General features: G+C 73.7%; 13 protein-coding genes and 1 pseudogene. 8 read left to right on the top strand and 6 right to left on the bottom strand.

Features of this window, described 5'->3' with window-relative positions:
- Positions 1-118: 118 nt before the first annotated feature.
- The 3 genes from C1703_RS33235 to C1703_RS33225 all read left to right on the top strand — a co-directional run bounded on the left by C1703_RS33235 (position 119) and on the right by C1703_RS33225 (position 2,560).
- Positions 119-1,192, top strand: coding sequence for an ADP-ribosylglycohydrolase family protein (locus C1703_RS33235; RefSeq protein WP_114256303.1), 1,074 nt, complete (start codon positions 119-121; stop codon positions 1,190-1,192).
- Positions 1,193-1,266: 74 nt separating this feature from the next.
- Entirely contained in the window at positions 1,267-1,761 is a 495-nt protein-coding gene (locus C1703_RS33230) for an NUDIX hydrolase (RefSeq protein ID WP_114256302.1), read from the top strand.
- A gap of 73 nt (positions 1,762-1,834) precedes the next feature.
- Positions 1,835-2,560 carry a Sir2 family NAD-dependent protein deacetylase gene (locus C1703_RS33225; RefSeq protein ID WP_114256301.1) on the top strand — a complete coding sequence of 242 codons (726 nt, stop codon included), beginning with the start codon at positions 1,835-1,837 and terminating at the stop codon, positions 2,558-2,560.
- A gap of 29 nt (positions 2,561-2,589) precedes the next feature.
- Here the strand turns inward: C1703_RS33225 and C1703_RS33220 are convergent, their stop codons facing one another.
- Positions 2,590-3,075, bottom strand: coding sequence for a methylated-DNA--[protein]-cysteine S-methyltransferase (locus C1703_RS33220; RefSeq protein ID WP_114256300.1), 486 nt, complete (start codon positions 3,073-3,075; stop codon positions 2,590-2,592).
- An 8-nt stretch (positions 3,076-3,083) separates the two neighbouring features.
- Positions 3,084-4,565, bottom strand: a complete 1,482-nt coding sequence (locus tag C1703_RS33215; RefSeq protein WP_269803220.1) for an AlkA N-terminal domain-containing protein — start codon at positions 4,563-4,565, stop codon at positions 3,084-3,086.
- Between the two features lie 130 nt (positions 4,566-4,695).
- On the opposite strand from C1703_RS33215, the gene C1703_RS33210 reads away from it, so the two are divergent.
- Together C1703_RS33210 and C1703_RS33205 are read left to right on the top strand one after the other, a co-directional pair.
- Positions 4,696-5,058 carry a metalloregulator ArsR/SmtB family transcription factor gene (locus tag C1703_RS33210; protein WP_114257711.1) on the top strand — a complete coding sequence of 121 codons (363 nt, stop codon included), beginning with the start codon at positions 4,696-4,698 and terminating at the stop codon, positions 5,056-5,058.
- Between the two features lie 25 nt (positions 5,059-5,083).
- Positions 5,084-6,232 (top strand): MFS transporter, encoded by a 1,149-nt coding sequence (locus C1703_RS33205; RefSeq protein ID WP_114257710.1) that lies wholly within the window; start codon positions 5,084-5,086, stop codon positions 6,230-6,232.
- Between the two features lie 108 nt (positions 6,233-6,340).
- Here the strand turns inward: C1703_RS33205 and C1703_RS33200 are convergent.
- Both C1703_RS33200 and C1703_RS33195 read right to left on the bottom strand, forming a co-directional pair.
- Positions 6,341-10,232: pseudogene (locus tag C1703_RS33200) on the bottom strand (glycoside hydrolase family 2 TIM barrel-domain containing protein).
- A gap of 225 nt (positions 10,233-10,457) precedes the next feature.
- Positions 10,458-11,288 (bottom strand): alpha/beta hydrolase, encoded by an 831-nt coding sequence (locus C1703_RS33195; protein WP_114256299.1) that lies wholly within the window; start codon positions 11,286-11,288, stop codon positions 10,458-10,460.
- 176 nt (positions 11,289-11,464) lie between these two features.
- Between C1703_RS33195 and C1703_RS33190 the strand changes: the two genes are divergently transcribed.
- From C1703_RS33190 to C1703_RS33180, 3 genes are all read left to right on the top strand, one after another.
- Complete coding sequence (locus C1703_RS33190; RefSeq protein ID WP_114256298.1) at positions 11,465-13,510, top strand: SpoIIE family protein phosphatase; 2,046 nt, start codon at positions 11,465-11,467, stop codon at positions 13,508-13,510.
- 236 nt (positions 13,511-13,746) lie between these two features.
- The gene (locus C1703_RS33185) at positions 13,747-15,417 is read left to right on the top strand and encodes an ABC-F family ATP-binding cassette domain-containing protein (RefSeq protein ID WP_232840669.1); all 1,671 of its coding nucleotides are present in this window, start codon (positions 13,747-13,749) and stop codon (positions 15,415-15,417) included.
- Positions 15,418-15,657: 240 nt separating this feature from the next.
- On the top strand, positions 15,658-16,491 hold the full coding sequence (locus C1703_RS33180) for a class II glutamine amidotransferase (protein ID WP_114256296.1): 834 nt from the start codon (positions 15,658-15,660) through the stop codon (positions 16,489-16,491).
- A 16-nt stretch (positions 16,492-16,507) separates the two neighbouring features.
- On the opposite strand, the gene C1703_RS33175 is transcribed toward C1703_RS33180, so the two are convergent.
- Both C1703_RS33175 and C1703_RS33170 read right to left on the bottom strand, forming a co-directional pair.
- On the bottom strand, positions 16,508-17,017 hold the full coding sequence (locus C1703_RS33175) for an O-acetyl-ADP-ribose deacetylase (protein WP_114256295.1): 510 nt from the start codon (positions 17,015-17,017) through the stop codon (positions 16,508-16,510).
- Positions 17,014-18,423: an NAD(P)/FAD-dependent oxidoreductase gene (locus C1703_RS33170; RefSeq protein ID WP_114256294.1), complete on the bottom strand. Its 1,410-nt coding sequence runs from the start codon at positions 18,421-18,423 to the stop codon at positions 17,014-17,016. The genes C1703_RS33175 and C1703_RS33170 overlap by 4 nt, the downstream gene beginning before the upstream one ends.
- Between the last annotated feature and the right edge of the window lie 4 nt (positions 18,424-18,427).

Genomic DNA, 18,427 nt, shown 5'->3' with positions numbered 1-18,427 from the left:
CATCCGCCCATCCCGTGGACCGAGGCTCCCAGGGGCGCGGGGAACTGCGCGAGCGACCACCGCGCACCCGCGGGGACGAACACACGACGACCCCGGGCGAAACGGGTAGACCGTAACCATGACCCTCGCACGCACCGAGACAGACCTGGCGAACCGCATCCTCGGCGGCTGGCAGGGCCGCGTCGCCGGCAACATGCTCGGCAAGCCCGTCGAGCAGGGCGAGGTCTGGACCCGCGACCGCATCGACCGCTACCTGCGGCAGGCCTCCGCCCTGCCCCTGACCGACTACCTGCCCGAGCCGATCAGCGAACACGACGGCATCGAGCTGCGCCCCGAATGGCGCCAGTGCGTCCGCGGCCGCATCCACGGCAGCTGCCGTGACGACGACGTCGACTACGCGATCCTCGGCCTGGACCTGCTGGAGACGCACGGCTTCGGGTTCAGCACCGAGCAGGTCGGCGACCTGTGGCTGCTGCGACTGCCTTACCTGCAGACGTTCACCGCGGAGCGGGCCGCGTACCGCAACCTCGCCAACGGGCTCAAGCCGCCGCTGACGGCGACGTACGACAATCCGTACCAGGAGTGGATCGGGGCGCTGATCAGGGCCGACATCTTCGGCTGGACCCACCCGGGCGCACCGCGCCGGGCCGCCTCGCTGGCCCGGCGGGACGCGGTGCTGTCGCACACCGGCAACGGGGTCTACGGGGCGATGTGGGCGTCGGCGCTGATCGCGGCGGCGTTCACGGCGCCCACCGTGCGGCACGCCGTCGACGAGGCCCTGGCCGTGATCCCGGCGAGCAGCCGCCTGGCCCGCACGGTACGGCGGGTGGCCTCCCTGCACGACGCCGGGATGTCCTGGGAGGACACGCTCACCACGGTCGCCGAGGAGACCATCGGGATGGGCTGGATCCACACCGTCCCGAACGCGGCCGTCCTCACCGCGGGCCTGCTCTACGGCGACGGCGACTTCACCCGGACCATCACCCTGACCGTCCGCGGCGGCCTGGACACCGACTCCAACGGCGCGACGGCGGGTTCCGTCGCGGGTGTGTTCGGCGGGGCGGCGGCCATCCCGGACCAGTGGAAGGTGCCGCTGGAGGACACGGTCCGCAGCGCGGTGTTCGGTTTCGACGGGGTGCGGATCAGCGAGCTGGCGGAGCGGACGGTGCGGCTGGCGGAGTCCGCGGCCTGACCGCATGCTTCGCCAGCGCCCCGGTGACCGCGAAGAGGGGCTCGTCCTCCAGCAGCGGTGGCTACCCTGCTGCGATGACCACCTCTCCTGACTTCGCCGCCTACATCGCCTCCCTGCCCCGCGTCCTGGCCGGCGCCGCCGCGCTGTTCCGGGACGGCGAGGGCCGTGTCCTGCTCGTCGAACCCAACTACCGGGAGGGCTGGGCGCTGCCGGGCGGCACCGTCGAGTCCGACGACGGCGAGACCCCGCGACAGGGCGCGCGGCGCGAGACGGCCGAGGAGATCGGCCTGGACCGGGAACTCGGCCGGCTGCTGGCGGTCGACTGGGTGCACGGCACCGGCCGCCCGCCGCTCGTGGCGTACCTGTATGACGGCGGCATGCTCGGCGAGGACGACCTCAAGGCGATCCGCCTCCAGGAGGAGGAGCTGCTGTCCTGGCGGCTCGTCGCGCGCGAGGAACTGGCCGAGTACCTGCCGGGCGCCCTCGGCCGCCGGGTGCTGACCGGGCTGGACGTGCTGGCGGACGGCTCGGGCCCGGCGGAGCTGGAGAACGGCCACCGGGTGTCCTGACCGGCGCCGCCCGGGCCACCGCCGTTCGATATCCGCTCGCCGCCCCGGTGCGGCCCGGCCTACGCTCGGGGGCATGGCCAAGCCACTCGTCGCGCTTCTCACCGGTGCCGGTATCAGCACGGACTCCGGGATCCCGGACTACCGCGGGCCGAACGGGCTGTGGCGGCGGGATCCGGAGGCCGAGAAGCTCGTCACGTACGAGTACTACATGGGCGACCCGGAGATCCGCCGCCGCTCCTGGCAGATGCGGCGCCAGAACCGGACGCTCCAGGCGGAGCCCAACGCCGCGCACCGGGCGGTGGCCGAGCTGGAGCGGTCCGGGGTGCCCGTGCGGGTGATCACGCAGAACGTGGACGGGCTGCACCAGCTCGCCGGGATGCCCGCCCGCAAGGTGCTCGAACTGCACGGCACGGCGCGGAGTGTCGTGTGCACCGGCTGCCACGCGCGCGGCCCCATGGAGGACGCGCTGGCGCGGGTCGAGGCCGGTGAGGACGACCCGCCGTGCCTGGAGTGCGGCGGGATCCTCAAGTCGGCGACGGTGATGTTCGGCGAGCGGCTCGACCCCGTCGTCCTCGGCGAGGCGGCCGCCATCAGCAAGGCCTGCCAGGTGTTCGTGGCCGTCGGCACGAGCCTCCAGGTCCAGCCCGCGGCCGGCCTCGCCGGTGTCGCCGCGGACCACGGCGCCCGCCTGATCATCGTCAACGCGGAGCCGACGCCGTACGACGACCGTGCCGACGAGATCGTCCGCGAGCCGATCGGCACGGCCTTGCCGGAACTGCTGCGGGGCCTCGCCGCCTAGGAGGCGGCACCGGCCGCGCCGGGGGTCGTTCACGCGAAGAGTGCGGCGCCCCGTTCGAAGTCCAGCAGGCGCCGCTTGCGCTCCAGGCCGCCGCCGTAGCCGGTCAGGCTGCCGTTCGCGCCGATGACGCGGTGGCAGGGGACGATGATGCCGACGGGGTTGCGGCCGTTGGCGAGGCCGACCGCGCGGGAGGCGGTGGGGGTGCCGAGGGCGTCGGCGAGTTCGCCGTAGGTGCGGGTCTCGCCGTACGGGATGCGGCGCAGCCGGTCCCAGACGGTGCGCTGGAACGGGGTGCCGGTCAGGCGCAGTTCGACGGTGAACTCCTTGAGCTCGCCCGCGAAGTAGGCCTTCAGCTGCTCCTCCGCCTCCGCGAAGAGGGTGTCGTCGCGCGGGCCGAAGGTCTCCTCCGGTGGGCGGTGGCGCTGTTCGGTCATGTAGAGGCCGCACAGGACGCCGTCGTCGGCGACGAGCGTCAGGGGGCCGTACGGGCTGTCGGTCACGGTGTGCTGCTTCATGAACGTCCTTATGCCGGAAGGAAGTTGATGGGGTGGCTGTCGGTCGCCCAGAGGTACTGGACGGCGTACGCCCGCCAGGGGCGCCAGGCCGCCGCGCGGGCGGTGAGCGCGGCCGGGGTCGACGGCAGGCCCAGTTCCCGGGCGGCGCGGCGGACGCCGAGGTCGGTGGGGAGGAAGGCGTCGGGGTCGCCGAGGGCGCGCATGGCGATCACGTCGGCCGTCCAGGGGCCGAAGCCGGGCAGGGCGAGGAGCAGCTCGCGGGTCCGCGGCCAGTCGCTCTCCACGCCCAGCCGGAGGGAGCCGTCGGCGAGCCGGCCGACCAGGGTGGTGAGGGTGGCGCGGCGGGTGCGGGGCATGGCCAGTGACTCCGGGTCCACCTCCGCGAGGGCCTCGGGGGACGGGAACAGGTGGGTCAGGCCGCCCTCGGGGTCGTCGACCGGGTCGCCGTGCGCGGTGACCAGGCGGGCCGCGTGGGTGCGGGCGGCGGCGGTGGAGACCTGCTGGCCGAGCACGGCCCGGACGGCGAACTCCGCCTCGTCGACCGTGCGCGGCACGCGCCGGCCCGGTGCCTTGTCGACCAGGGGGGCGAGGGCCGGGTCGGCGCGCAGCTGGTCGTCGATGGCGACCGGGTCCGCGTCCAGGTCGAGCATGCGGCGGCAGCGGCTGATGGCGACGGTCAGGTCGCGCAGGTCGCTGAGGGTGAGGCGGCAGGCGATGTGGTCGGGGTTGGGGGTGAGGGCCGCGATGCCGTGGCCGTAGGGCAGCCGGAGGGTGCGCCGGTAGGCGCCGTCCCGCCACTCCTCCACGCCGGGTACGGCGGTCGCGGCCAGGTGGCCGAAGAGGTTGTCGGGGTTGAGGGGGGTGCGGAACGGCAGGCGCAGCGTCAGCGCGCCCGCGGTGGCGCCGGTACTCTTCTTCGGCGCCCGGGTCCGCAGCTCGCTCGGGGACAGGGCGAAGACCTCGCGGACGGTGTCGTTGAAGGTGCGGATCGAGGCGAAGCCCGCGGCGAAGGCGATCTGCGCCATCGACAGGGCCGTCGTCTCGACGAGCAGCCGGGCCGTCTGGGCGCGCTGCGCGCGGGCGAGCGCGAGAGGGCCCGCGCCCAGCTCGGCGAGGAGCTGGCGTTCGATCTGCCGGGTGCTGTAGCCGAGCCGGCCGGCGAGACCGGGCACGCCCTCGCGGTCCACGACGCCGTCGGCGATCAGCCGCATGGCGCGGGCCACGAGGTCGGCGCGCTGGTTCCACTCCGGGGAGCCGGGGCTGGTGTCGGGCCGGCAGCGCTTGCAGGCCCGGAACCCGGCCTGCTGGCAGGCCGCGGCGCTCGGGTGGAAGACCATGTTCTCCGGCTTGGGCGGCACCACCGGGCAACTGGGCCGGCAGTAGATGCGGGTCGTCAGGACGGCCGTGAAGAACCATCCGTCGAACCGCGCGTCCTTGGACTGGACCGCGCGCACGCAGCGCTCGGTGTCGGTGTGCATCCCCATCTGCATGCGTCCAGCTTCGGGCACCGGCGGGCCGGGGTCTGGCGAGAATCCGACATCGACGTGAGCGCCCGGCACTTCCGGCAGGCACAGATGAAGATTCATTCATGTGTTCGTGCGGGGCCGGTACGATGACGTCATGGGTCATGGAGCCGTCATCCCCGCGCAGGACGCCGCCGAGCGCGTACGCCTGGACGCGGACAACGTCGCGAAGGTCGCCACCACGCTCCAGGCCCTGTCCACACCGTCCCGGCTGCTGATCCTGGCGCGGCTGCGGGAGGGACCGCTGCCGGCCACGGAGCTGGCCGCCGAGGTGGGCATGGAGCAGTCGGCCTGCTCGCACCAGCTGCGGCTGCTGCGCAACCTGGGCCTGGTGGTGGGCGAGCGGCGGGGCCGCTCGGTCGTCTACGCGCTGCACGACCACCATGTGGCCGAGCTGCTCGACCAGGCGGTGTACCACGTGGAGCACCTGCGCCTGGGCATCAGTGACGCCGCCGAGTGAGACGGTCCCGGCGTCCGCGCGCCGGATGTGGCCGCTGTACGCGGCCGGCTTCACCACCGCCTTCGGGGCGCACGGCATCGCCGCGAACCTGGGCGGCTCCGGCGCCGACGCGGTCACCTCGCTGCTGGTCCTCGGCGGGCTGCTGGCGCTGTACGACGGGGCGGAGGTGCTGCTGAAGCCGGTTTTCGGCACGCTGGCGGACCGGGTGGGAGCGCGGCCGGTGCTGCTGGGCGGCCTGGTGGCCTTCGCCGCCGCGTCCGCGCTGTACGCCCTGGCCGGTTCCCCGGGCTGGCTGTGGGCCGCCCGGCTCGGGCAGGGCGCGGCCGCCTCGGCGTTCTCGCCGGCGGCCTCCGCCCTGGTGGCCCGGCTGAACCCGGCGGCGAAGCAGGGGCGGGCGTTCGGGAGTTACGGCTTCCACAAGTCGGTCGGCTACACGCTCGGGCCGCTGCTCGGCGGGCTGCTGGTGTGGGCGGGCGGGCTGCGGCTGCTGTTCTGGGTGCTGGCGGTGCTGGGCGCCGGGGTCGCGCTGTGGGCGCTGGTGGCCGTGCCCGTCGTGCCGCCGCTCCCCCGGGCCCGGCAGACCGTGCTGGACCTGGCGCGGCGGCTGGCCGACCCGGTGTTCCTGGGCCCGACGGCGGCGCTGGCGGGAGCGACGGCCGCGCTGTCGGTCGGGGTGGGCTTCCTGCCGGTGTCGGGTGCGGCGACCGGGCTGGGGACGGTGGCCACCGGGGCCGCGGTGTCGGTGCTGGCGGCCTGCGCGGCGGTCGTCCAGCCGCGTGCGGGGCGGGCCCTGGACGCCGGTCGGCTCACGCCGCGCGCCGGGCTCACCGCCGGTCTGCTGCTCACGGCGGCCGGGCTCGCCGCGGCGACGCTGCCCGGCCTGGCCGGTCTCCTCCTCGCCGCCGTCCTGATCGGCACGGGCACCGGCGTGATCACCCCGCTCGGCTTCGCGGCCCTGGCCTCGTCCACCCCGCGCGAACGTCTCGGCCAGACGATGGGCGCCGCCGAGCTCGGGCGCGAACTGGGCGACGCGGGCGGCCCGTTGCTCGTCGCCGGGGTGGCCGTGGCGACGACGCTGACGTACGGGTACGGGGCGCTGGCGGTGCTGCTGGCGGCCGGGCCGGTGGTGGTCGTGGCGGTGGGGGTACGGCGGCGGGGTGCGGCCCGGGCGTAGCCCCGCCGTGGCGCAGCCCCGCCCGGACGGCACACGGCCGGGGAGCCGTACCCGCTCCCCGGCCGTGTCCTGGTCCGCTCCGATCGCTCCCTCGCTGTCGTGTTCCGGCTACTCCGTCGCCGTCGGGCGGCGCGAGAGCTTCATCGCGTCGGCCACGTCCGTCAGGGGGCGCAGCCGGTAGGTGTACGCGTAGTCGCGGTTCGCGAACAGCTTGAACTCGTCGTGCGGGTGCGCGCCCCAGCTCGTTGTCGCCGCCCACGCCCGTCTGGCGGTGGTTGACCCGGAGGACCACCGCGTCCCGGGGCGTGAGCTGGTAGTCGTGGCGGGCGCCGACCGACAGGTCCTCGGGCGTGAAGTGCGAGGCGTTGACCTCCAGCAGCGGCTCACCGGAGACGAGCAGTCCGCGTCCGCCGGAGTCGGTCAGCGCGGCCCAGCGGACGTCGGTCTTGTTGCCGTTCTCCTGGGGCCGCAGGTAGGGGGTCCACTGCCCGGCGACGGTGCCGGAGTACAGGCCCACGTCGGTGGCGTTGTTGCGGTCCCACATGTTCTCCTCGGGGCCGCGGCCGTAGTAGTGCAGCCGGTCCAGGCGGCGCGGCAGGAACAGCAGGGTGCCGACCTCGGGGATGTACGGCAGGTTCGCCGCGCCCGGGTGCAGGGTGTTGTCGACCCTGATCTCGCCGTTGCCGAAGACCGTGTAGGTGGTGCTGAACGTGGACTCGGTGCCGGTGGGCAGCGTGCCGGTGATCGCGATCTCGACGGCCCGGTCGCTCAGCGGCCGTACCCGTACGTCCGCGACCTTCCGCTTCGCCCCGGCGTCGCGCCAGATCTGGTTGCGGGTGTGGTGGCCGTTGCCCCGGTCGTTGTCGGTGGGCGCCCGCCAGAAGTTCGGGACGGGCCCGGAGGTGATGAGGCGGGTGCCGGCCGCCTCGTAGGAGGTGATGGTGCCGCTGCTCTTGTCGACGGTGACGGAGAAGCCCTTGCCCTTGACCGTGACGGTCTGGTCGCCGTCGGTGTGGCGCAGGGCGGGCACGCCGTCGAGCGGTGCCGGTTTCACGGCCGGGCTGCCCGCGTCGAGGGCGAGTTGCTGTTTGGCCACCTCGAAGCCCGCCCTGGCCCACGGGGTGGTCTCCCGGGTGGTGAAGGAGAGCTGCAGGAAGTACTCGGTGCCGGGCGCGGGCTTGGCCGGCAGCCGGACCGGGATGTCGATGTCCTTGCTGCTCAGCGGTGCGACGTTCAGCTGCTCGCGGGTCAGCCGGCCGCGCTGGACGACCTTGCCGTCGGCGACCAGGGACCAACGGCCGTCGAACTCGCGGACGTCGGTGAACAGGTACTCGTTGGTGAGCGTGACGGCGCCGGGGCCGCCGGAGGCCGGGGCGGCGTTGATCGCCTGGTAGATCTGCTTGACCTCGGCGGACTTGCCGGTGAGGGTGCGGTCGGGCAGGACGATGCCGTCCCCGGCGAAGGCTCCGTCGTTCGGGTTGTCGCCCCAGTCGCCGCCGTAGGCGTAGAACGTCTTGTCGCGCGGGCGCTTCTCGCTGAAGCCGACGGTGGCGGCGTCGAACCAGAACCGCACGCCCTCGTCGTCCGGGCCGCGGCTGTCGGAGGCCAGTTCCGTGGCGCTGAGCGCGCGGGCGTAGACACGGGCCCGGCGGATGGTGCCGCTGAACTCCCGGGGGGGGTTGTCGACGTCGGTGGCGAGCGTCAGGGAGGCGGTATTGGTGCCGGGACGCCGGGTGGTGGTGCGGGTGCCGCGCACCTGGCCGTCGACGTAGAGGGTCAGCGTGCCCCCGTCCGCGTCGAAGACGCCGGCGATGTGGTGTTCCTTGCCCGTCCATCCGTCCGGCAGCGGCCAGCTCGCGGTGACCCACTGGCCGCCGCCGTGAATGAAGAACTCCAGGTTCTTGTCCGTCTGCTTGAGGGCGTACTGGGTGTCGCCCTTGGCGAGGATGGGCTGGTGGCCGTAGGGCACGTCCGGGGTGACCCAGGCCTCCAGCGTGAGGGAGCCGGTGAGGTCCAGACCGGGGTCGCGGGGGAAGACGGTGCCGCCGGAGACGCCCTTGGCGCGGTCGAAGGTGCCGGCCGGCGCGATGATCTCGCCGCGCAGGGCGCCCGGGCCGGACTCGGTGAGCAGCTTGCGGGTGGGGGTGGGCCAGCTCAGGGCCTGGTCGACGAAGTCCCAGATCCAGCCGCCCTGGAGGACGTCGTAGCGGCGGACGATGTCCCAGTACTTCTTGAAGTTGCCGTTGGAGTTCCCCATCCCGTGCGAGTACTCGATCATCACGTACGGGCGGGTGTCGCGCGTGTCCTTGGCGCGCTGCTCGACCCGCTGCGGGCTGTCGTACATCTCGGAGCGGATGTCGCTGATGCCCGGGCGGTCGTCGCCCTCGTACTGGATGACGCGGGTGGGGTCGTAGGAGCGGATCCAGTCGTACATGGCGTTGAACGTGGTGCCGCCGCCCGCCTCGTTGCCGAGGGACCAGATGACCACCGAGGCGTGGTTCTTGTCCCGGTGGACCATGTTCTGGGCGCGCACCACGCACGCCTCGGTCCACTCGGGGTGGCCGCTGCCGGGGTACGTGTCGCGGATGCCGTGGGTCTCGAGGTTGGTCTCGTCGACGAGGTACAGGCCGTACTCGTCGGCGAGTTCGAGCCACAGCGGGCTGTTGGGGTAGTGCGAGGTGCGGACGCTGTTGATGTTGAGCCGCTTGATGATCCGGATGTCCTCGACCATCTGCGCGCGGGTGAGGGCCGAGCCGGTGACGGGGTGCATCTCGTGCCGGTTGGTGCCGCGGAAGGAGACCGGCTTGCCGTTGATGCGCATCAGGCCGTCCTTGAGCGCGAACTCGCGGAAGCCGACCCGGTGCGACAGGGTCTCGATCACCTTTCCGGCGGGGTCGCGCAGCCGCAGTGCGGCGGTGTACAGGTTCGGGTGCTCGGCCGACCAGAGCTTCGGCGCCGGGACGGCTCTGGACGCCTCGGCCGTGGCCTCGTCGCCGTCGGGGACGTCGACGGGCTGGTTCAGGGGCCGGGACCAGACGGCGTGGCCGCGCGCGTCGTACAGCTGGGTCTCGACGGTGTAGCGGCCCGCGCCGTCGCCGCCGTAGTCGCGGACGTGCGCGGTGACCTTCAGTTCGGCGGAGGTGTAGCCGTCGCCGAGGGGGGTGTCGAGCTTGAAGTCGCGCAGGTGCACGTTCGGCGTGGAGTACAGGTGGACCGAGCGGAAGATGCCGCTCAGCCGGATCATGTCCTGGTCCTCCAGCCACTCCGCGTCGGAGTAGCGGTACACCTCGACGGCGATCTGGTTGGTGCCCGGCTTGAGGTGGCGGGTGATGTCGTACTCGGCGGAGGTGTAGGAGTCCTCGTGGTAGCCGACCAGCTCGCCGTTGATCCACACGTAGTGCGCGGACTTGACGCCCTCGAAGTGCAGGAAGGTGCGCCGGCCCTTCCAGTCGCGGGGGACGGTGAAGGTACGGCGGTACTGGCCGACGGGGTTGTAGCGGGTCGGGGCGGCGGGCGGCTGGGCGTTCTCGCCGCCGCCGTTGGGGCCCCACCAGGGGTAGGTGATGTTGACGTAGATCGGGAAGTCGTAGCCGTGCAGCTGCCAGGCCGAGGGCACCGGGATGGTGTCCCAGCCGGAGTCGTCGACGTCGGTGCGGTAGAAGTCGGGGTCCCGGTCGTCGGGCCGGTCGGCGTAGGCGAACTTCCACCTGCCGTCGAGGCTCAGCCGGTACGGCGAGCGCTCGCGGTCGCCCTTCAGTGCCTGGCCGAGGTCGGGGTACGGCATGAGCGTGGTGTGCGGTGGCTCGGTGCCCACCCGGTAGACCGACAGGCCGTCGTTCCACTCCGGGGGGCCGTCCGCCGCCGGGCGCCGGCCGGCCGCGTGCGCCGCGGCGGGCGACGCGGACAGGGCGAGCGCGCCGAGCACGGCGGCGCCTCCCTCGAGCAGACGGCGGCGGCTGACGACAGGTCGGTCGGCGGGAGTGGGGTGCGGGTGCGGCATGACCGTGGCCTTCCTCGGTTCGACAGGGTGCTGCACGGACTGAGGGCACGTCAGATGCGCTCCCCAACTGCCCATCCAGGATGGGTGTTTCTGTTGGGAATCGTGTCAACTGACGGTGACGGAGCAACTGCTGAGCAGGCACACCCTAGGACTCGAACACAACCGAAGCAATGACCCCGTCGGACTTTGTGCGGTCCTGATGGTTCAGTCCCCGGCGCAGGAGGATCAGTCCCTGAGGAAGGCGAGCAGCTCGCTCGTCAGCCGGGCCGGCGCGTCCAGCGGGACGAGGTGTCCGGCCTCCGGCACGGGCACCAGCCGGGCACCGGGGATCAGCCCCGCCAGCTCCTCCCCCTTGGCGAAGGGGATCCAGGTGTCCTCGGTCGCCCAGCAGACCGTGACCGGCAGGTCGATCGTGGGGTACAGCGGCTGGATGTCGTCGGTGTAGCGCTGGTCGGCCTGTGCTATCTGGCGGTAGAAGGCGGCCTGGCCCCGCTGCCCCGTCCACGGCCGGACCAGCGCGTCGAGCGTGGCGGGGCGCAGCCCGGTGTGGCTCGCGGACGTGACGTACTCGCGCACCAGGGCCTGGTGCAGCGCGTCCGGCAGCTGCTCGAAGACGTGGCTGTGCTCGCCGACCAGCCGGAAGAAGGGGGAGCCCCACGGCTCCAGGGCCACCGGGTCGACCAGGGCGAGCCGCCGGTAGCGCGCCCCGTGCAGCAGGTGGGCCCGCAGCGCCACGCAGCCGCCGAAGTCGTGCGCGACGACGGACGGCTCCCGCAGCCCCCAGTGCTGGAGCAGCTCGGTGAAGACGCGGCCCTGGGCGCCCAGCGAGACGTCCTGGTCCGGGTACATCCCGGAGGTGCCGTAGCCCGGCATGTCCCACACGTGCACGCGGTGTCCCGAGGCGGCCAGGGCGGGGGCGATCTCGTGCCACACGTACGACGAGAACGGCGTGCCGTGCAGCAGCACGACCGGCTCGCCGTCCGGGTCCCCCAGCCGGTCCCAGCGCACGGTCCCCGATGCGGTGGCCAGGCTCTCCCGCAGGATCCAGTCACTCAAGACGCCGCTCCCTCTCTCTGTGTGCGGGCCCTCGGTCCCTCTGTGTACGGACCCTCGATTTTTTGTCATTTCGGCGCGACAGTGTCGCGCCTCCGACCGTAATGTGACCTCATCGGACAGCCCGAGCAACGGATCTTGGCGGTACCTATTGCCGCGCCGGAAGGGGAGCGGCTCGCATGAACGGGTATGCGACCTCGGATCGCGACGCCGTCACGGCCGCACCCGGCGGGCTGCTGGACCTGCTGAAGGTCGCCGCCGTGGTCCTGGACGGGACCGGGCACATCGCCCTGTGGAGCCCCGAGATCGAGCAGCTGCTCGGCTACACCGCCGAGGAGGCCCTGCGGCAGCGCGCCGACACGCTCCTGGTCGCGCCCGAGAACCGCCCTCGCGGCAGGGAGCTGTTCGCCCAGGTCAGCTCCGGGGCCCGGTGGGCCGGTGTCTTCCCGCTGCGGCACCGCGACGGCACGGAACGCGCCGTGGAGTTCCGCACGATGCGCCTCCTCGACAACGAGGGACAGCCCCATCTGCTCGGGCTCGCCACGGACGCCTCGACCGTACGGAAGGTGGAGCGGGACCTCGCCCTCTCGCACAGCCTGGTCAACCAGACGCCGCTCGGCATCGCCGTCTTCGACAACGACCTGCGCTGGGTCGGGGTGAACCCCGCGCTGGAGCGCATGAACGGCGTCCCCGAGGAGGCCCTGCTGGGCCGCCGGGTCGGCGAGGTGCTGCCGGGCCTGGACGTGGCGGCCATCGAGGCCCGGATGCGGCACGTCCTGGAGACCGGCAGGCCCCTGCTCGACCAGCAGACGATCGGCCGTACGGCGGCGGACGCCCAGGACCGCGCCTACTCCGAGTCGTACCACCGCATCGAGGACAGCGACGGGCGGGTGCTGGGCCTGGCGATGGCCGTGCTGGACGTCACCGAGCGGCAGCAGGCCTCGACCGAGGTCGCGCAGGCCCGCCAGCACCTGTCGGTGATCGCCGACGCCGGGGTGCGGATCGGCACCACGCTCGACCTGCGGCAGACCGCCCGGGAGCTGGCCGAGGTGGTCGTGCCGCAGCTGGCCGACCTGGCGGCGGTGGACGTCCTGGAGTCGGTCGTGGCCCACGGCACCATCGCGCCCGTCTCGGGCGGTGCGCCCGCCGAGTTCCGGGCGCTGGCCGTCGCGGCCGGCTATCCCACCGACGCCATCCACGCCGCCGACCCGGTCGGCGAGCTGGCCACGTACGGATCGTCGCGGGTCATCACGCAGTGCGTCCGCAGGGCCCGCCCGGTCCTCGTCGAGCGCGTGGAACCGAAGATGCTTCGGCGCCTCGCCCGGGACGCGCGGGCCGCCCAGGCCCTGCACGAGGCCGGGGCCCACTCCTACCTGGCGCTGCCGCTGATGGCCCGGGGCAAGGTGCTCGGCACGCTCTCGCTGTACCGCACGGTCAACGAGCGCCCCTTCGACGACCGGGACCAGCTGCTCGCCTCGGAACTCGCCGCCCGCGCCGCGATCTGCATAGACAACGCCCGCCTCTACGGCCGGGAGCGCGGCACCGCCCTGACCCTCCAGCGCAGCCTGCTCCCCAGCACGCCCGCCCAGCGGGAGGGGCTCGACATCGCCGCCCGCTACCGCCCGGCCCTCAGCGAGGTCGGCGGCGACTGGTACGACGTGCTGCCGCTGGGGCCGGGGCGCACCGGACTCGTCGTCGGGGACGTGATGGGCAAGGGCGTCCAGGCCGCCGCGATCATGGGGCAGCTGAGCACGGCGACGCGGGCGCTGGCCCGGCTGGACCTGCCGCCCGCCGAACTGCTGCGGCACCTCGACGACATCGCCGGCTCGCTCGGCGACGCCATCGCCACCTGCGTGTACGCCGTGTGCGACCTGGAGCGCGGCAGCTGTGCCCTGTCCAGCGCGGGCCATCTGCCGCCGGTGCTCGCCGGGGCGGACGGCGGCGCGCGGCTCGTCGAGGTGCCGGGCGGTGTGCCGCTGGGTGTCGGGGGTGTCGAATTCGGCACCGTGGAAGTGGAGTTCGCGCCGGGCTCGCTGCTCGCCCTGTACACCGACGGACTGGTCGAGAACCGCGGCGAGCCGATCGACACCGGGCTGAGCACGCTGACCCGTCTGCTGACGACGGCCGGTCCCAGTCTGCAGCGGACCAGCGACAGTCTCCTCGGCGCGCTGAGCCCGGAGCCCGACGACGACGTGGCGCTGCTGCTGGTGCGCAGCCGCACCTGAGCGCGCGGGCCGCAACTGTTAGCATGTGTGTGTGAGTTACGTTCTCTACCTCTGATCCGGGCCACCGGCTCCGCCCCTCACCCGCCGTGTCGTACGCGGGTCGAGGCGCCGGGAGCCGCGACGTCGCCCACGGCCCGCCCTGTTTCCGGGCCCGGCCGTCCGTCGGATCCGTAGGCCCGCTCGCACCCCCGCCCTGAACCGGGGGTGAAGTGTGCCTCCTCACGGAGGAAGAGAACGTGACCACCCTGACCCTGCCCGCCCGCGCCCGCGCGCAACTGACCTGTGCCGGAATCCGCGTCGCCCGCGGTGGCCGCACGGTGCTGCGCGACGTCGACATGAAGGTCTCCCCCGGTTCCCGCTGGGGCGTCGTCGGCGAGAACGGCCGCGGCAAGTCGACCCTGCTGCACGTCCTGGCCGGCCTCCTGGACCCGGACGCGGGAACCGTGCACCGCGTGGGCACCCTCGCCCTGGCCGAGCAGGAGATGCCGGCCGAGGACACGCGCACGGTCGGCGACTTCGTCGACGCGTACCTGGCCGACGCCCGCGCGGCCCTGCGGGACCTGGACACCGCCGCGCAGGCACTCGCCGCGGATCGCCCCGGGGCCGGACAGGCCTACACCGACGCCCTGGAGACGGCGCAGGCCCTGGACGCCTGGGACGCCGACCGCCGCGTGGACGCCGCCCTGGACGGACTCGGCGCGGTCAGTGACCGGGCCCGTCCGCTCGCCACGCTGTCGACCGGCCAGCGCTACCGCGTCCGGCTGGCCTGTCTGCTCGGCACCGAGTACGACTTCCTGCTCCTGGACGAGCCGACCAACCATCTGGACCTGGCCGGGCTGGAGTACCTCACCGCCCGGCTGCGCGCCCACCCGGGCGGCGTCGTCGTGGTCAGCCACGACCGGGCGCTCCTCGCGGACGTCGCCACCACGATCCTCGACCTCGACCCCACGCGGGACGGCCGCCCGGCCGTCCACGGCGGCGGTTACGCCGGTTACCGCGAGGGCCGCGAGGCCGAGCTGGTCCGCTGGGAGGAGGAGTACGAGCGGCAGCGGACCGAGCACGTCCGGCTCCAGCAGGCCCTGTCCGAGGCGCGGAACCGGCTGACCACCGGGTGGCGTCCGGGCAAGGGCACCGGCAAGCACCAGCGCGCCACCCGGGCCGGCGCGCTGGTGCGCTCGGTCCACCGGCGCCAGGACGACCTGGACCGGCACCAGGTCACCGCGCCCGTGCCGCCGCAGCGTCTCTCGCTGCCCGGCCTGCCCGCCCGGCCGGGCGTCGTCCTGCTGCGCGCGGAGGAGGTGACGGTGGACGGGCGGCTGCACCACGCGGCGAGCCTGTCGGTGACGTCCGGCGACCGGCTCGCCGTCACCGGTCCGAACGGGGCGGGGAAGTCCACGCTGCTGTCCGTCCTGGCCGGGCTGCTCGCCCCCGGCACGGGCCGGGTGCACCGGGCGCGCGGGGTGCGGCTGCGCCTGCTCGGGCAGGAGTCGCCGCGGGCGACGCACCAGCGGGCCCGTGACGTCTACGAGGCGCACCTCGCGCGGTTGGTCACGGCGGGCGTGCTGGCGGAGGGCGAGGTGGTGGGGCTCGGCTCGCTGGGCCTGCTCACCTCGCGGGACGCCGACAAGCCGGTGGCCGAGCTGTCGACGGGCCAGCAGCGCCGGCTCGACCTGGCCCTGACCGTCGCGTCCCGCCCGCACGTCCTGCTGCTGGACGAGCCCACGAACCACCTGTCCATCGCCCTGGTCGACGAACTCACCGAAGCGCTGCACACGACCGACGCGGCGGTCGTCCTGGCCACGCACGACCGCCAGCTGCAGCGCGACGTCAGCGCCTGGCCGCGGCTGACGCTGACGCGGGGGCGCGCGGCGGGGACGGAGGAGGGAGCGGGGGCAGTGGCGCGGTGACGGGGCGCGGCGCACGGCCCGGAAGTGGGTGACCTGGCGCCGGGCCGGCTCTCCGGCGGTGGCAGCACCGGACGGCCCGGGGCGGGCGGCCGGTGCTTGCCACCGCACTCCTGGTGGTCGTGGGTCCGCCGCCGGTGCGAGGAGGAAGACCGTGAGTTCCGGGTACTCGCGCGGGAGACGTATCCGCACCCACGGAGCCGCGCGGGCCGGCCGAGGCGGCTCGGAAACGGGGGTCCGACCATGTGCCGCTGGCTCGCCTACTCCGGCACTCCCGTGCTGCTCGACGACGTCCTCTACCGCCCGCAGCACTCGCTGATCGACCAGAGCCTGCACGCGCGGATGGGGGTCGACACCACCAACGGCGACGGTTTCGGCGTCGGCTGGTACGCGTGGCACCTGCGCAGCCCCGCCGTCATCCGCGACACGGGCCCGGCCTGGAGCGACCGCAACCTACGGGAGATCGCCGACCACGTCCGCTCACCGCTGTTCTTCGCCCATGTGCGGGCCTCCACCGGGACGGCCGTGCAGCAGACCAACTGCCACCCCTTCCGTCACGGGCGCTGGATGTGGATGCACAACGGGGCGATCGCCGGGTTCGCCGACATGCGCCGGGAGCTGATGCTGGCCGTGGACCCGGCGCTGTTCCCGTCGATCGAGGGCACGACGGACTCCGAGGTGATGTTCCACGTGGCCCTCACCTTCGGCCTCGACGGCGACCCGCCGGGCGCGGTGGCCCGGATGGCCGGGCTGGTCGAGCGGCTGGGGCAGGAGCACGGGGTGGCGGAGCCCCTCCAGATGACGGTCGCGGTGACCGACGGTGAGCGGGTGTGGTTCTTCCGGTACTCCAGCGGCGGAGACGCCCGGTCGCTGTACTACAGCAGCCGGGTGGAGGACATCCGCGCCCTCCACCCCGACCTCGCGTTCCTGAACCACATCTCCGACGAGACCCGCCTGGTCGTGTCGGAGCCACTGGGCGATCTCCCCGGCGTGTGGAACGCCGTACCGGAAAGCAGCTACGGCGTCGTCCAGCCCGGCCGTGACCTGCTGCGACACTTCGAGCCCGAGCCCGTGTGAGTCCCGCTGGGACGCCTCAGCGGAGCTGCTCGGAGAACACCTCGTACGCCTGCTGGTCGAAGAGCACGAACCGGACCCGCTCGACCGCCGTGTCGGCCGCCCGCACGGTCGCGACCGCGATCCGGGCGCCGTCGTCCATCGGCCAGCCGTAGACGCCGGTGGAGATGGCGGGGAACGCGACGGTACGGGCGCCGAGTTCGTCGGCGACGCGGAGGGACTCGCGGTAGCAGGAGGCGAGGAGGCCGGAGCGGTCCTCGGTCGCGCTGTACACGGGGCCGACGGTGTGGATGACCCAGCGGACGTCCAGGTTCCCGGCGGTCGTGGCGACGGCCCGGCCCGTGGCCAGGCCCTTGCCGTACTGGGAGGCGCGCAGCTTGCGGCAGGCCTCCAGGATCGCCGGGCCGCCGCGCCGGTGGATCGCTCCGTCGACCCCTCCCCCGCCCAGCAGCGAGGAGTTGGCCGCGTTGACGATGGCGTCGACCCGCTCGCGGGTGATGTCGCCCTGGACCGCTTCGACGGTGGTCACGTCTGCCTCAGCCGCTTCCATACGGCCTTCGCGGCGTTGTGCCCGGACATGCCGTGCACTCCGGGGCCGGGCGGTGTCGCGGAGGAGCAGATGAAGACGGCCGGGTGGGGGGTGCGGTACGGGAACAGGGTGAGCTTCGGGCGCAGCAGGAGCTGGAGGCCGGACACCGACCCGGAGGCGATGTCGCCGCCGACGTAGTTGGCGTTGCGGGCGGCGAGTTCGGGCGGTCCGGCCGTGGCGCGGGCCAGGACGCGGTCGCGGAACCCCGGGGCGAAGCGCTCCAGTTGCCGCTCGATGGCGTCGGTGAGGTCTCCGGTCCAGCCGTGCGGGACATGGCCGTACGCCCAGAAGACGTGCTTGCCCGCGGGGGCCCGGGTCGGGTCGACGACACTCGGCTGGACCGTGATCATGAACGGCTTGTCGGGGGCCCTGCCTTCCCGGGCCGCCGCGCGCAGGGCCGTGCCGATCTCCGCGCGGCTCGCGCCGATCTGCACGGTGCCGGCGACGCGGGCCTCCTTCGCGGTCCACGGCACGGGGCCGTCCAGCGCGTAGTCGACCTTGAAGACGCCCGGCCCGTAGCGGTAACCGGCGTAGTGGTCGCCGAAGCCGGCGATGCGGGCCAGGGCGGTGGGCGAGGTGTCGAAGACGTACGCCCGGGCCGGCGGCAGGTCGTCCAGGCGCTTCACCTCGTAGTCGGTGTGCACGCTGCCGCCGAGGTCGCGCAGGTGGGCGGCGAGGGCGTCGGAGATCGCCTGGGAGCCGCCGCGGGCGACCGGCCAGCCGCGGGCGTGTGCCGCGAGGGCGAAGACCAGGCCGATGGCGCCGGTGGCGAAGCCGCCCAGCGGCGCCATGACATGGGCGACGAGCCCGGCGAACAGCGCCCTGGCCGGTTCGTCGCGGAAGCGGCGCATCAGCAGGGTCGACGGGGGCAGCCCGACGAGGCCGAAGCGGGCGAGGGTGACCGGGTCGCGGGGCAGCGCCGTGAGCGGCAGGGACATGAAGTCCCGGGTGAGCGTGTCCCACTTGGGCAGGAAGGGCTCGACGAGCCTGCGGTACGCCCCGGCGTCGCGCGGCCCGAAGGAGGCGGCCGTCTCGCCCACCGACCGGGCCAGCACGGCCGCCGAGCCGTCCGGGAAGGGGTGCGCCATGGGCAGCTCGGCGTGCAGCCACTGAAGGCCGTACCGCTCCAGCGGCAGGGCGCGGAAGGCGGGTGAGTTGACGCCGAGCGGGTGGGCCGCGGCGCAGGGGTCGTGCCGGAAGCCCGGCAGGGTGAGTTCCTCGGTGCGGGAGCCGCCGCCCACGGTGCCCCGGGCCTCGAAGACGGCGACGGAGAAGCCGCGGCGGGCCAGCTCCACGGCCGCGGTCAGTCCGTTCGGCCCCGCACCCACTACGACGGCATCGAGCATCGAC

Origin of the sequence: Streptomyces sp. Go-475 (genome assembly GCF_003330845.1) — a bacterium.
Taxonomy (GTDB): domain Bacteria; phylum Actinomycetota; class Actinomycetes; order Streptomycetales; family Streptomycetaceae; genus Streptomyces.
This window is presented reverse-complemented; position numbering and strand designations above follow the sequence as displayed.

Coding starts and splice junctions, on each gene's coding strand:
- C1703_RS33235 (WP_114256303.1), top strand. CDS start 119: ATGACCCTCGCACGCACCGAGACAGACCTGGCGAACCGCATCCTCGGC.
- C1703_RS33230 (WP_114256302.1), top strand. CDS start 1,267: ATGACCACCTCTCCTGACTTCGCCGCCTACATCGCCTCCCTGCCCCGC.
- C1703_RS33225 (WP_114256301.1), top strand. CDS start 1,835: ATGGCCAAGCCACTCGTCGCGCTTCTCACCGGTGCCGGTATCAGCACG.
- C1703_RS33220 (WP_114256300.1), bottom strand. CDS start 3,075: ATGAAGCAGCACACCGTGACCGACAGCCCGTACGGCCCCCTGACGCTC.
- C1703_RS33215 (WP_269803220.1), bottom strand. CDS start 4,565: ATGCAGATGGGGATGCACACCGACACCGAGCGCTGCGTGCGCGCGGTC.
- C1703_RS33210 (WP_114257711.1), top strand. CDS start 4,696: ATGGGTCATGGAGCCGTCATCCCCGCGCAGGACGCCGCCGAGCGCGTA.
- C1703_RS33205 (WP_114257710.1), top strand. CDS start 5,084: ATGTGGCCGCTGTACGCGGCCGGCTTCACCACCGCCTTCGGGGCGCAC.
- C1703_RS33190 (WP_114256298.1), top strand. CDS start 11,465: ATGAACGGGTATGCGACCTCGGATCGCGACGCCGTCACGGCCGCACCC.
- C1703_RS33180 (WP_114256296.1), top strand. CDS start 15,658: ATGTGCCGCTGGCTCGCCTACTCCGGCACTCCCGTGCTGCTCGACGAC.
- C1703_RS33170 (WP_114256294.1), bottom strand. CDS start 18,423: ATGCTCGATGCCGTCGTAGTGGGTGCGGGGCCGAACGGACTGACCGCG.